Origin of the sequence: Brevibacterium pigmentatum (assembly GCF_011617465.1) — a bacterium.
GTDB lineage: Bacteria > Actinomycetota > Actinomycetes > Actinomycetales > Brevibacteriaceae > Brevibacterium > Brevibacterium pigmentatum.
This window is the reverse complement of record NZ_CP050153.1, coordinates 1,430,379-1,443,388: the sequence shown is the minus strand read 5'-3', so window position 1 is coordinate 1,443,388 and position 13,010 is coordinate 1,430,379. Positions and strand designations below refer to the sequence as shown.

11 protein-coding genes are annotated in these 13,010 nt (G+C 65.8%); 5 read left to right on the top strand and 6 right to left on the bottom strand.

The window, feature by feature from the left end; all coding sequences use genetic code 11:
* The 6 genes from GUY30_RS06435 to mtrA form a co-directional block, all read right to left on the bottom strand.
* On the bottom strand, positions 1–1,242 hold the full coding sequence (locus tag GUY30_RS06435; RefSeq protein WP_228281757.1) for a winged helix-turn-helix domain-containing protein: 1,242 nt from the start codon (positions 1,240–1,242) through the stop codon (positions 1–3).
* An 86-nt stretch (positions 1,243–1,328) separates the two neighbouring features.
* Positions 1,329–1,991, bottom strand: a complete 663-nt coding sequence (gene hpf / locus GUY30_RS06430; RefSeq protein WP_167195198.1) for a ribosome hibernation-promoting factor, HPF/YfiA family — start codon at positions 1,989–1,991, stop codon at positions 1,329–1,331.
* A 66-nt stretch (positions 1,992–2,057) separates the two neighbouring features.
* The gene (locus GUY30_RS06425) at positions 2,058–2,780 is read right to left on the bottom strand and encodes a ComF family protein (protein ID WP_167195195.1); all 723 of its coding nucleotides are present in this window, start codon (positions 2,778–2,780) and stop codon (positions 2,058–2,060) included.
* Between the two features lie 102 nt (positions 2,781–2,882).
* Positions 2,883–4,607, bottom strand: a complete 1,725-nt coding sequence (locus tag GUY30_RS06420) for an LpqB family beta-propeller domain-containing protein (protein WP_167195192.1) — start codon at positions 4,605–4,607, stop codon at positions 2,883–2,885.
* The gene (gene mtrB / locus GUY30_RS06415) at positions 4,604–6,613 is read right to left on the bottom strand and encodes an MtrAB system histidine kinase MtrB (RefSeq protein ID WP_167195189.1); all 2,010 of its coding nucleotides are present in this window, start codon (positions 6,611–6,613) and stop codon (positions 4,604–4,606) included. Before mtrB ends, GUY30_RS06420 begins: the two co-directional genes overlap by 4 nt.
* A complete protein-coding gene (gene mtrA / locus GUY30_RS06410; protein WP_062861422.1) occupies positions 6,610–7,290 on the bottom strand; it encodes an MtrAB system response regulator MtrA in 681 nt (226 codons plus the stop codon). The genes mtrB and mtrA overlap by 4 nt, the downstream gene beginning before the upstream one ends.
* Positions 7,291–7,586: 296 nt before the next feature.
* Between mtrA and GUY30_RS06405 the strand changes: the two genes are divergently transcribed.
* From GUY30_RS06405 to GUY30_RS06385, 5 genes are read left to right on the top strand one after another with little or no spacing between them, the layout of a single operon-like run.
* Positions 7,587–8,636: a DUF7847 domain-containing protein gene (locus GUY30_RS06405; protein ID WP_167195186.1), complete on the top strand. Its 1,050-nt coding sequence runs from the start codon at positions 7,587–7,589 to the stop codon at positions 8,634–8,636.
* Entirely contained in the window at positions 8,633–9,376 is a 744-nt protein-coding gene (locus tag GUY30_RS06400; protein WP_228281756.1) for a DUF4129 domain-containing protein, read from the top strand. Before GUY30_RS06405 ends, GUY30_RS06400 begins: the two co-directional genes overlap by 4 nt.
* Positions 9,373–10,629, top strand: coding sequence for a DUF4350 domain-containing protein (locus GUY30_RS06395; protein WP_167195183.1), 1,257 nt, complete (start codon positions 9,373–9,375; stop codon positions 10,627–10,629). Before GUY30_RS06400 ends, GUY30_RS06395 begins: the two co-directional genes overlap by 4 nt.
* Positions 10,626–11,711, top strand: coding sequence for an AAA family ATPase (locus GUY30_RS06390; RefSeq protein WP_167195180.1), 1,086 nt, complete (start codon positions 10,626–10,628; stop codon positions 11,709–11,711). The genes GUY30_RS06395 and GUY30_RS06390 overlap by 4 nt, the downstream gene beginning before the upstream one ends.
* Positions 11,712–12,998 carry a DUF58 domain-containing protein gene (locus GUY30_RS06385; protein ID WP_167195177.1) on the top strand — a complete coding sequence of 429 codons (1,287 nt, stop codon included), beginning with the start codon at positions 11,712–11,714 and terminating at the stop codon, positions 12,996–12,998.
* Positions 12,999–13,010: the final 12 nt, after the last annotated feature.

Genomic DNA, 13,010 nt, shown 5'->3' with positions numbered 1-13,010 from the left:
CTAGCTTAATGGCAGGTGAGTACCTTCGAGGTCCACGGCGGTCAGTCCCAGCCACGCAGCCATCGTCGTAAGCTCCTCAGCCAGCTCCGTGGTGTGCTCCTCCCCCGGCTCCCACGTCACCTGGTGTGCGCGCAGAACTCCTGCCGCTCGGTCCCGGTGCAGGTCGACCCGACCGACGAGTCGATCGCCGAGGAGGAACGGCGTGACGTAGTAGCCGTGGACGCGTTCGGCCGCCGGGGTGTAGATCTCGATGCGGTAGCGGAAGTCGAAGAGCCATTCGATGCGCGGTCGGTAGAAGACCAAGGGGTCGAACGGCGCCAGCAGCGCCCGAGCGTTCACGGTCCGTGGAGTCCGTGCCTCGTGCCACTTCAGCGCGGGCACGCCTTCGACGTCGACTTCACGCAGCTCGCCTGAGGCGATGAGTTCGGCGATGGCGGCGTCGGTCGGTGCACGCCGCTGCCGAAAGTAGTCGGCGATGTCCTCGGGACGGGAGATGCCCAGAGCGCGCGCTGCGATGCGGGCGAGTTCGAAGACGTCGTTCTCGACCCCGGATATTCCGCGCGGCAGCTCTGCCTCAGGGTCCAGGCTCAGCTGAGGAGCATCCGCGGGCCCATAAGCCAGAGGGAGCTCAGGCAGCTCGGGTGAGACGTCTCTTGCCAGCGAATAGATGCGTTCGAAGTGGTCGTTGCGACCAGCGGCGCTGATGATGCCCCCGGCGAACAGCGCTTCGAGGGCGACTTTGACCTGGCTGGGATTCCAGCCCCAATGGCCGCGGTGGATCTCCGGCAGGTCGTGGTCGACCACCTCGGCGACTTCCCGTGCCGTCATCGGTCGGGTGGACAGGGCGGTGAGGACGGAGGATTGGAGATTCCGGAACTCCTCTCCGGTCTCCGGATGGCGCTGTCCGAAATCATTGCGCCACCATTCGCTGTGGGCCCGGGCGAAGTGCTTCCACGTCTGCGGGGGCACGAAGGCCGCAGCGTGCGCCCAGTATTCGACACCCATTCGCGGCGATTGGTAGAAGAGGCGGTCGAGAGTCTCCCGCGGATAGGGACCCAGGCGGGAGAAGAAGGGCAGATAGTGGGAGCGGACGACTCGGGCGACCGAGTCGATCTGGGTCAGACCCATGGTGGCGAAGACATTCTTGAGATGGCGCGCCGTGACCTTCGTCGGCCGCGGTCGGTCCAATCCCGTCGCAGTGATCGCCGTCCGGCGGGCCGCGGCCCGTGTCATCCTCTGCATGCCCCCAACCTATACCCCCTTGCTACCTGACGGCGGCCCAGCAACCTCGCGCGAGGTTGCTGGGCCGCCGTCAGGTAGCAATTGGGTCAGTCGACTGCTTCTTCGAGTTCGTGGTCGAGGGCGATGACTCCGTAACTCCAGCCCTTGCGGCGGTAGACCACGGAAGGTTTGCTCGACTCTTCGTCGATGAACAGGTAGAAGTCATGTCCGACGAGCTCCATTCGGTTCAGAGCCTCTTCGATGCCGATCGGTGAGGCGTTGAATGTCTTCTCACGAAGCACCACCGGCGAATCGCCTTCGGCCTTGATGCGACCGTTCGTCTGATCGACGCTGCGGTCCTCGTCACGCTGCGCGTCATCGGCATCCGCATCGGGAATCATCGGTTCGGCCACCGGCATCTTCGCCAGCGCCTCGGCAGTGGATTCCTTGCGGTGATGACCTGATCGCGGCACCTTGTGTCGGTCCCTCGCTCGCCTCAGCCGTTCGACGAGCTTCGCCCATGCCAGATCGAGTGCCGCATATTTGTCGCTTGCCATGGCCTCTGCCCGAATTGCCGGCCCCTTCGCCACAACCGTGAGCTCGACTCGCTCGCTCGTCTCGGGCTGGCGGGAGTTCTTCTCGTGGGTGACATGCACTTCGACGCGCTGAGCGCGAGGGGCGAGCTGTTCGACCTTCGCGATCTTGTCCTCGATGTGGGCTCGAAAGCTGTCGGAGATGGTCAGTTGACGGCCGTTGACAACGATGTCCATGATGTGTCCTTAGCGACTCGCTCGTCGGATTCATCCGATCCCATGCCCTTGGATGGGTAAACACCGTTATACAGTAAAGGGAGAGACAAATCGAGTGCCCCCGCGACCGAGGCCGAGAACAGCTCCCACAGCGGGTCTGATCTGCACCGATGCTAGCAAACGTGCGCTTTCTGCCAGTGTTGCGCCGGTGGTGGAGAAGTCATCGATGAGCAGATCCGCAGGCACTGAACCGGTACCCGAGATGAACCGCGGCTTCGCGAGTTCAGCGATTCTCCTCCGGTCGAGATATTGAGTCCGCTGCGCATTCTGCGCCCGCTCGATCGCCCCGAGTCCGACCTGGTCATGCGATCGCTTGGCAGCGAGCACATCGTGGACTTCAAGAGGCAGCTCCGGTGACAGCTCCTTCGCCCGTTCGGCCAGGGCCACCGTATGAGATCCGCCCCGACGACGTCTCGCCCGATCCGAACTGGGCGCCGGAAAGAGTCGGATCGCACCACCCGAGTAGCTGATGAGATCGAGGGCGGCGACGATCGAGCGGGTCAGTGCCAGAGCCAACGGGTCGAGGATGTCCCGACGTCCTTCGTCCTTGAAGCCGACGACCATCTTCGAGATCTGCGAGTTGTATTCGCAGACCCCGACGATCGGAATCGATCCGTAGCGCGGTTCCATCGCTCGCGGAATTCCGCCGAGCAGCTGCAGGCAGCGAGTGCACAGAGACACGTTCTCCCGCCCGCATCCGGCGCACCGTCGGGGCAGGAGCAGTTCGCCGAACTCCCCGAGCAGCCCCATGGGAGAAATCTACTCCATCCCCGGTCCGAGGGGTCGTCGTGGATCTGCCGGCCTGATCGCCGACGCACCGGCCTTCCGGTCGCCTGCACACTCCCCGGCGGGTCAGCCGGGGTAGGAGGGATCCTTGGCCGCTACGTCGACGAGTTTCTGCCAGGCGTTCGAGTTGTAGCTGTAGAGCGCGCCATCGGAACTGGTGACCAGGATCGATCGGCCGTCCACTCCGCCGGTGATGCGGCTGCCGTCCGAAACCTCGCCGAGCTGTTCTGCCGGCCCGGTGACTCCGATGCGGAAGGGCTGCGCCGATTCGCCCTCCTCTGCGGCCAGAGCCACGAGAGACGTCGATCCAGCCCACGAGACGTCCTTGACCTCATCGAAGTTCGCACCGACTTCGATCGGTGATTCGGAGACATGACCGGACGGATTACCCGCCTTGTCCCTGGGCACACCGACCACATCGACGCGGTCCGGCTCCCCCTTGTGCCGGCTGAGCAGAGCGACACGGGTTCCGTCTCGTGAGACCTCGATATCGACCAGCTGTCGGCCGTTGAGGAAGTCGGCGGCCACGGTGAAGGATTTGCCGTCACGACCGACGGCCTTGAGCTCGCCCTTGTTCTCCGTTTCACCCGTCCACGTCGTATTGAAGCGGTCGATGCTGGGGCGCACGAGCTTCTTGCCCTTGAGGATCGGGGTGGCATTCACGGCATCGGACTTCAGCCGCATGAGCTGCTTGCCGTCATCAGCCAGATAGACGTAGAGCGAGTCGTCCAAGGACACCGCGGGGTCGCTGGCCTTCGCCTTCTTCAGGTTCGGGCTGTTCTCGACCTTGGCGACGGTCGTTCCCGAGACACGGGAAAGGTGGTCGTCGGCGATCACCACGGGAGGCCCGTCCACCTGGACCGAGGTGTCGGTCTTCGGCTGCAGACTGGCCGGAACCGTCTGTCCGCCGATGCTCAGCTCGATCGCCGATATCGAGGGAATGACCTGCAGAGTGGTGGCGATCTGCTGGCGGATCAGCCCCTTCTCACGGTCCGACGGGGCAGGGTTCTGCGCCCCCAAGGACACGTGCGCGACGCCGTTCTCGATCGTCACGACGTTCGAATCGCTCAGCTTCGCACCGTCGGGGACCGAGGTGATCACCGCTCCCGAGAGATAGGGGGCGGGCCCGCTGAGCAGCTCGTTCATCAGCACGGTCGGAGTCGAGGAGGACCGAAGGAACCAGCGGGAGTCAGGGACGAGATACGAATAGTCGGAGGTGAAGAAATGCAGCGAATAGTTGAGGAAGATCGTGCGGAAGTCGGTCTGGCTGATGAGCAGCCCGTCCGGCGCCGAGGCGATCCTCCACTCCCCGTTCTCCTGCCGCAGTGAGAACTCCAGGGTGGATTCGGTGCCCGGCTTGGCGGAGTTGAAAACACCGGAGGAATCGACGAGGCCGACGACCGGAGCCGAGATGCTCATCGTCTTCTGGTCGGAGGTGGTCCCGACGTTCAGAGAGTCGATGTCCGTGCCGTTGGGCAGCACCGACACCGATTCCTGCGGACTCCATTTCTGCGCCTCGCCCTCGGTGAGGAACGACCGGGCCACGGAGAAGTTGTTGCCGGTGCCCGCTCCTGCCCGCAGGAATCCGCGCACGATGTCCGATGGGCTGTCGCCGGGTTCGGGTCCGTCGGGGATCCGTGCGTTGTTCGCCCCCGGATCACCCGAGTCGTCCTCGACATGGCCGACAGGCGATGACGTCGGGATCGACGAGCAGCCGACGAGGGCCAATGCCGTAAAGACCGAGACGAGCATGGTCTTCAGCCGGAACCCTCTGAGCGTCGTGCGCGTCATGACCGTCCTCCTTCGCTGTCGTCCAAGTCGTCGACCATGTCGCCGTCCGCGTCCGGCTCGCCGAGGTCCATGGACCGCCCCGGTGCATTCGCGTCGACAGCCATATCTCTGTCTGCCTCAGCGGAGTCTGCCTCAGCGGAGTCAACCTCAACGCTGCCCGCCTCAGCGGCATCTGCCTCAGCAGCGCCTGTCTCAACAGTGTCCGCTTCGTCACCGTCTGACTCAACCTCCGTGTTGGTCGGCAACGACGATGCGGACTGCGGGGCCGCCTCGGCGGAATCATCGTGGTCGTCCTCGAGCATCTCCGGCTCGGTTTCGACGACGATCGGGATCGACCCGGTCTGGATGCGGACGGAGCCGTCCGAGGACAGCGGTCCTGCCACGAGCGCGGAACCGCGGATCTGCGCATCGCGCGGCGGCAGGGGCAGAGGCGAGGAGGTGATCTCCTGATCCGGGCGCCGGGGAATCGTCAGCCGGAAGCACGACCCTTCTCCGGGCTTGCCCCAGACCTGCAGCCAGCCGTTGTGCAGGTGGGCGTCCTCGAGCGAGATGGCCAGACCCAGGCCCGACCCGCCGAGGGTGCGCTTGCGAGCCGGATCGGCACGCCAGAACCGGTCGAAGACGTGTTCGACCTGCTCTTCGTTCATGCCGACTCCGTGGTCGCGCACGCTCACGGCCACCGCCTCGGCGTTGGAGGCGACATAGACGTCGACGGGGTTGTTCTCACCGTGTTCGATGGCGTTGACGACGAGGTTGCGCACGATTCGGGTGATGCGCACCCGGTCGACCTCGGCCATGACCGGCGAGGACGGGGCGTGGACGACGATCGCCGTCGACATCTGGTCGGCCACCATCGACACGGTCTCGATCACCGAGGTCACGATCGCACCGATGTCGACGGGTTTGGGCACAAGAGCCGCGGCCCCGGCGTCGTAGCGGGAGATCTCCAGCAGGTCGGAGAGCAGGTTGTCGAAGCGTTCGGCCTGCGAGTTCAGCAGTTCCGCACTGCGCGCAGTGACGGGGTCGAGGTCCTCGCGGGAATCGTAGATGAGGTCCGCAGCGGCACGGATCGTCGTCAGCGGTGTCCGCAGCTCGTGGGAGACGTCGGAGACGAACTGACGCTGCAGCACCGACAGTCGTTCCATCTGCTCGATCTGATGCTGGAGTGTGTCGGCCATATCGTTGAAGCTCTCACCGAGGACGGCGATCTCGTCGTTGCCGTGCACCGGCATGCGTTCGTCCAGGTCGCCGTCGGCGATGAGCCTGGCCACTTCGGCCCCGGTGCGCACCGGGGTGACGACGAGCCGAGTGACGATCCAGGCGACCGCTCCGACGAGGACGACGAGGACGAGGGCGGCGACGAACATCGACCGCTGCACGAAGTTGAGGGTGTCCTGCTGTTCGCTCAGATCGCCGAGGTAGTACAGCTGGAACTGACCGGCGCCCGGGATCTGCAGCTCCTGGGTGATGAGCAGCCCCGGTCCCGTGCCGTCGGGCAGGCTCACCGACTGGTAGAGCTTGTCATCGGACGGGGCTTTGCGGATGGCTTCGCGGAGTTCATCGCTGATGGGCACCTGCGAGGCCTCACCGTCCTCGCTCGGCCCGCCGGCGGTGATCGTCGAGAACGAGGAGTTCGGGTCCGTCGGCTGCAGCGTCAGCGAATACACCGACCCAGCTGAGCGGTTGTAGATCGAGGACAGCTGCGAACTCAGCGTGTCCTGGGTGACCGCCTGACCGTCGACTGGCGCCAGGGAGCGCAGCTCGGCGAGGATCGACCGCGTCTGCGAGGACAGGGAATCGAGGCGGGTGTCGAAGAGTCCGCGCGCGATCTGCTGGGACATGTAGGTGCCGACGCCGAAGATCGCCACCGAGGTGAGGACGATCGTGAGCACGACGATGCGGACCTGCAGGGAGTGGCTGAACGATCGGAGTATGAAGTTCCAGAACGTCTTCAGTGCCGAGGCCGCGGTGCGGACGGGTCCGTCCGCGACTGACTCGGAGGTCACGCGGCTCGGCCGGCCTTATAGCCGACGCCGCGGACGGTGACGATGATGTCCGGCTTCTCCGGATCGCGTTCGATCTTCGACCGCAGACGCTGCACATGGACGTTGACCAGTCGGGTGTCGGCGGCGTGACGGTAGCCCCAGACCTCTTCGAGCAGAGTCTCGCGGGAGAACACCTGCCACGGCTTGCGGGCGAGCGCGACGAGGAGGTCGAATTCGAGAGGAGTCAGTGACACCGGGGAGCCGCCCTTGGTCACCGTGTGACCGGCGACGTCGACGACGACGTCACCGACGGTCAGCAGCTCGGGTGCCTGCGGTTCGGAGATCCGCAGCCGAGCCCGGACACGGGCGATGAGCTCCTTGGGCTTGAACGGCTTCGGCACATAGTCGTCGGCTCCGGATTCGAGACCGAGGACGACATCGACCGTGTCAGACTTCGCCGTGAGCATGATGATCGGCACCGAGGAGATCTCGCGGATCTCCCGGCAGACTTCGAGTCCGTCCTTGCCGGGAAGCATCAGGTCGAGAAGCACAAGATCCGGATTGACCTTCTGGAATTCTTCGAAGGCCTGGTCTCCGGTGGCACAGAAGAAGGGCTCGAAGCCTTCGCTTTTGAGCACAATTCCGATCATTTCGGCCAAAGCCGTGTCATCATCAACTACCAGGATTCGAGCGTTCATGCTCCCATTGTCCCTTATGTTCGCGTGTTCTTCGGTTCTCGACACTCCTACCCTATCGGGCGTTGTCGACGACCTCATGCACCACGTCCCATGACACAGGTGGCCAAAGCCCCAGCCGAAGCCTCGACCACGTCCCTGAACATACCCCAGAACACCGCCCCGAGCACCACGTCCGAAGAGACCCGATCACACCCCCTGAGCCGCTCCCGAAGGCGGGGATCGACGGGGCCGACCACACCGCAGAGGTCAGGGAGACCGCTCGGCACACGCCGGCGAATCATGGCAGGATTGGCGTGATGGGACAGACGAATGCATGGACCTCGGAGGTCGACTGGCACACGGGCCGGTGGCAACGACGTTCACCGTCCCCACCGTCACGTGGCTGGCAGCCGCCTCCCCCGCGCGGACTCCTGCCCAAGCGTCCGCTGACGTTCATCGAGGCACTGGATTCCGGGTTCCGCCTGCTGCGCTTCATCCCGACGCTGTCCGTCGGCTCCTCCCTCATCGTCTTCAGCCTCTGGAGCCTGCTGCTCACCGCGATCGGCACACTCATCGCCGTGCAGTTCCTGCCGTTCCTCAATGACTTGAGCGGCAACGACGATGCCGTCTCCGGCTTCATCGCTCTGGCCCAATTGGGATCGGTCGCGCTGAGCCTGCTCAGCCTCGGGTTGGCTCACCTGCTCTCCGGGCTCATCGCCACCGGCACCCGCGAGTCCTTCGGCGCCCGCAGAACCGCCCTGTCGATGGCCTGGAAGTCACTGTCCGGACGCCGCTGGCGCCTCATCCTTGCGACGCTGCTGATGAGCGGAATCAATCTCGGTCTGCTGCTGGCCCTCACCGCTCCGACTCTGCTGTTCGTCAGCGCCGATTCGGTGATCCTCGCCTTCGTCTGGGCCGCGCTGGCCGCCCTGCTGTGGTTCGCTGCGCTCCTCTGGATCAACCTGCGCCTGGCATTCCTCGGTTCGGCGATCGCGGTCGAGGACCTGAGCGTGCGTGCCGCGATCCGGCGCTCATGGACGCTGACCGGGCGCGGCTTCTGGCGGATGCTCGGCCAGCTGGCGCTCGGATACTTCCTGTCCAATCAGCTCGTCCAGCTCATCATCACTCCGATCGTCTTCATCATCTCGCTCCTGTTGGGTCTCGGCATGTCCACGACCAGCGAATCGACGACCGCGCAGGCGGCCATCGCGATCGTCTCCGTCGGTCTGCTGCTCGGGCTCACCCTCATCTCCTCGGCCGTCCTCTTCGCCTATTTCGCCTGCCTGGTGACGGTCTGCTTCTTCGATCAGCAGATGCGCTCCGAAGGTCTCGACCTCGTCCTCATCCGCGCCGAGGAGGACCGTTGATCCTCTCCCCCATCACCGAGGCGGCCGGCCGCCTCCACACCGCCATGACCTCCCAGCCGGGCGCGGGACGACTGCACGCCTCGGCGAGCATCGACCGAGACACCGGACGCGAATGGGTCGAGCACGAGCTGTCGAAACCCGAATACGCCGCCAACGACCTCACCCCCTTGGAACAGATCGGACGGTGGCTGAGCGACCTGTGGAACTCGCTTATCAGGACCGCGCTGGGCGCGAACTCACCGTGGCTGCTCGTCTTCGTCGTCCTGGGGCTTGCCGCGATCATCGCCCTCATCGTCTGGCGCGTACGCCGGGCAGGATTCCGCCGTGTCGGGGTTCCGCTGTCGGCATTCGATCCGGTCGTGTCCCAGCCCGAACCGGGTCCGTGGCGAGAAAGTGCGGCCCGGGCTGCGCGTGCCGGCGACTTCGAGACCGCGGTCATCGACCAGTCCCGTGCGATCTTCGCGGTCCTGTCACTCAAGCAGACCGTCTCCCTCGAGTCCTCGGCCACGGCGAGTGAGATCGCCCATTCCGCCGAGGCGGCCCTGCCCGAACACGGACCCGCCGTCCACGGTGTGGCCGAGGTCTTCAACGACCTCCGCTACGGGGAGGAGACCGCACAGACAGCCCGTACGAGACGCCTCGACGAGGTCTACGCGGATCTGTGCGCACTGGACCGCACACTGAGCGCACTGCCGGTCCGCCACCACCAGAGCGCAGGCCGCCAGGAGGCACCGGCATGAGCGCCCAGTTGGATGTCGCCGCCCGCGGCACTCGGTCGACCGCGCGGGTCCCGATGCGGGCCCGTCTGCGCTCGGCTTCGGTGTGGATCGTCGCGGCCTTCGTCATCCTCGTCACCGTCATCGCCCTCGTGCTCCTGACCGGTGACGAGGAGACCGACGAACCCCTGCACTATGATTCGACGGCGCGCACTGGCACGAAGGCCCTCGTCGAGACCCTGCGCGACCATGATGTCGACGTCACCACCTCCGAGGATCAGCAGAGCGCCCGCACTGCCGCTGCCCGGCCCGACACCACTCTGCTCATTCCCACGAACACCGATGCGCTGTCGCCCGGGGACATCGCCGGCCTTCAGTACGCTCTGCGCACTCACGGCAACCGGCTCGTCCTCGTCGACCCGGGGCCCTCGGTCGCGGAGTTCACCGACCGGATCACAGTCAACGACAACCTCAGTCCGCTGGCGGACCCGGATGCCACTACCCCGCCGGCCTGTGACTCCCCCATCGCCCGCGGTGCCGGGGCCGTGACCACGGGCGACGTCGAATATGCGGAGACGAAGAAGGGCACCGACGGGATCACCGCCTGCTACCCGTTCGCCGGCCCCGGGGTCGATGAGATCGACGACGCCGAGGTGGCCCCCGGGTCCGCGCGCGGACAGTTCGTCACCGATTCGGGCGGTTCCGTACCGCTGACCGTGCTCGGCAATCCCGAGTGGGTGACCAATGAGCACATCGACGAAGAGGGCAATGCCTCCCTCGCGCTCTCACAGCTGTCCCAGACGCAGAACGTCGTCGTCTACTATCCGACCTTCGACGGAGCCGACCAGCAGTCGCCTCCATCGACGATCGACTTCGTCCCCGGCTGGTTCCTCGCGGGAGTCCTGTGGCTGATCCCCTGTGTCCTCGTCCTTCTGCTCGTCATCGGACGCCGGTTCGGACCGCTGGCCGTCGAACGCCTGCCGGTCATCGTCCCGGCAGTGGAGACCGTGCACGGTCGGGCCGCTCTGAGCTCTCGCAGCCACGACCGGGACGGTGCGCTGCACACTCTGCGGACCGCCGCGCTGCTGCGCATCGCCAAACGGCTGAGCCTCGGCCCCGATGCCCGCACCCCCGATATCATCACCCGCATCGCAGCCACCACGGGAGCCGACCCCGGCTATCTCCACCACGTCTTCGTCTCCGCTTCGGCACACACCGACGCCGAACTCACCGAACTCGTCCATCAGCTCACCCAGATCGAAAGTGAGATCCCATGACCCAACCGCCCCAGGACCCCACGAATCCTCAGGAACCGGTCGCGTCTCAGCCGCCTGCCTCGCCGCGGCCCCAGGAACCGGTCGCGCAGCAGGCTCCGGCAGCCGTCGACGGGCAGACCCCGCAGGCGGAGCCGGACCCGGTTCGTGAGGCGTTCACCGGTGTGCGCACCGAGATAGCCAAGGCGGTCGTCGGCCAGGACCAGGCAGTGACGGGAATGCTCATCGCACTGCTGTGCCAGGGCCATGTGCTGCTCGAGGGTGTGCCCGGAGTGGCGAAGACTCTGCTCGTGCGCAGCTTCGCGGCCGCCGTCAGCCTCGACAGCTCACGTGTGCAGTTCACTCCCGACCTCATGCCCAGCGATGTCACCGGGTCGTTGGTCTACGACGCGTCCATCTCGGACTTCTCGTTCCGTCCCGGCCCGGTGTTCACGAACATCCTCATCGCCGATGAGATCAACCGCACCCCGCCGAAGACCCAGTCGGCTCTGCTCGAAGCGATGGAAGAGCATCAGGTGTCCGTGGGCGGACGCTCCCGGAAGCTGCCCGAACCGTTCCTCGTCGCGGCCACACAGAATCCCGTCGAATACGAAGGCACCTACCCGCTGCCGGAAGCCCAGCTCGACCGGTTCCTGTTCAAACTCGTCCTCGACCTGCCCGAGCGGGACCACGAGTTCGAGATCCTCGACCGTCATGCCCGAGGCTTCGATGCAGGCTCCCTGGCAGCCGCGGGTCTGCGTCCGGTCGCCGATGCCGAACTCATCGGCCGGGCTCGCGAAGCGATCGCGAAGATCTACATCGCCCCGCAGATCATCACCTATATCGTCGACCTCGCCCGCGCCACCCGTCAGACCCCGTCGCTGGCGCTCGGAGTCTCACCCCGCGGAGCGACGAGGATGCTCGGCGCCGCCCGTGCTCATGCGTGGCTCAGCGGCCGGCACTATGTCACCCCCGACGACGTCAAGGCACTGGCCCATATGTCACTGTCGCACCGTGTCATCCTTCGCCCCGAGGCACAGATGGACGGTCTGGACGTCGGACAGGTCCTCGATTCGATCATCGCCACGACCGAAGTGCCCCGCTGAATGACCACGCGGCTGTTCCTGCTCACCCTGCTCGGGCTCGTGCCCGTCATCCTGGTGCCCACGTGGCCGACGGCGCTCATCGTGGCCGGGGTGATCGTCGTGGTCGCGGTCCTCGACTTCTTCCTCGTCCCCCGGATCCACGATTTGGAGCTCCAACGCACACCGGGACCGATGGTCCGCCTCGGCGATGGCACCCACAGCACACTGACCCTGATCAACGGAACGAACCGTCGACTGCGGCTGCACGTCCGCGACGCCTGGGTCCCGAGTGCCGGGGCGATCGAGACGCGGTCGCGTCATGTGCTGGAACCGGGTGAGCAGGTACAGGTGACCACTGAGCTGGAACCGACCAGACGAGGTGCGCTGCCCGGCGACCTGGTGACGGTGCGCAGTCGCAGCGTGCTCGGACTGATCCACCGGCAGAAGAGCATCGACGTGCCCGCCGCTGTGCGGGTGCTGCCTCCGTTCGTGTCCCGCCGGGAGCTGCCGTCGAAGACTCAGAAGCTGCGTGAGCTCGAGGGACGATCTGCGGTGATGATCCGCGGAATGGGCACCGAATTCGATTCGCTGCGCGACTACGTCGACGGCGACGATGTCCGGTCCATCGATTGGAGGGCCAGCGCCCGCGCGCAGGATCTCGTGGTCAAGACGTGGCGGCCGGAGAAGGATCGTCGAGTCGTCATCGTCGTCGACTCCTCGCGTTTCGCCGCCCGCCGCTGCGGCGACGGCACGGTCTTCGATGCCGCTCTGGAGGCGTCGCTGCTGCTGACGGCTCTGGCCACCGGCGCAGGTGACCGGGTCGATGTCATCGTCGCCGATGCCCGGGTGCGCGCAGCCGCGTCGAGCCATCGGGCACACGACCCGGTCCACGACCTGTCGGTGGCGCTGACGCCCGTGCACCCGGAGCTCTACGAGGCGAACTGGGAGTCGATCGCCGCCGCGGTCCTGCAGGCCTCGAGGCAGCAGGCGCTCGTCGTATTGGTCACGCAGCTCGACGAAGCGACCGTCGCCGAGGACATCCTGCCCGTACTGCCGACTCTCACGACTCATCACCGGGTCGTCGTCGCCGGAGTCGAAGATCCCACACTTGAAGTGCTGGCTGCCGAACGCGGCGATGTCGAGGACATCTATTCGGCGGCGGCCGCCGAGGCCGAGAGACTGGCGACGGCATCGCTGCAGACGCGTTTGCGTGGGCTCGGCGTCTCTTCGGTCTATGCTCTGCCGGAGAAGCTTCCCGGCGCCTTGGCCGATCTCTACATCCGGCTCAAGGTCACCGGCGGACTGTGACCGAACCGCCGG

What these genes read in the sequence shown, in the direction of transcription:
- GUY30_RS06395 (WP_167195183.1), top strand. Translation starts at nt 9,373, where the DNA reads ATGAGCGCCCAGTTGGATGTCGCCGCCCGCGGCACTCGGTCGACCGCG.
- mtrA (WP_062861422.1), bottom strand. Translation starts at nt 7,290, where the DNA reads ATGAACGCTCGAATCCTGGTAGTTGATGATGACACGGCTTTGGCCGAA.
- GUY30_RS06390 (WP_167195180.1), top strand. Translation starts at nt 10,626, where the DNA reads ATGACCCAACCGCCCCAGGACCCCACGAATCCTCAGGAACCGGTCGCG.
- GUY30_RS06405 (WP_167195186.1), top strand. Translation starts at nt 7,587, where the DNA reads ATGGGACAGACGAATGCATGGACCTCGGAGGTCGACTGGCACACGGGC.
- GUY30_RS06385 (WP_167195177.1), top strand. Translation starts at nt 11,712, where the DNA reads ATGACCACGCGGCTGTTCCTGCTCACCCTGCTCGGGCTCGTGCCCGTC.
- GUY30_RS06435 (WP_228281757.1), bottom strand. Translation starts at nt 1,242, where the DNA reads ATGCAGAGGATGACACGGGCCGCGGCCCGCCGGACGGCGATCACTGCG.
- hpf (WP_167195198.1), bottom strand. Translation starts at nt 1,991, where the DNA reads ATGGACATCGTTGTCAACGGCCGTCAACTGACCATCTCCGACAGCTTT.
- GUY30_RS06425 (WP_167195195.1), bottom strand. Translation starts at nt 2,780, where the DNA reads ATGGGGCTGCTCGGGGAGTTCGGCGAACTGCTCCTGCCCCGACGGTGC.
- GUY30_RS06420 (WP_167195192.1), bottom strand. Translation starts at nt 4,607, where the DNA reads ATGACGCGCACGACGCTCAGAGGGTTCCGGCTGAAGACCATGCTCGTC.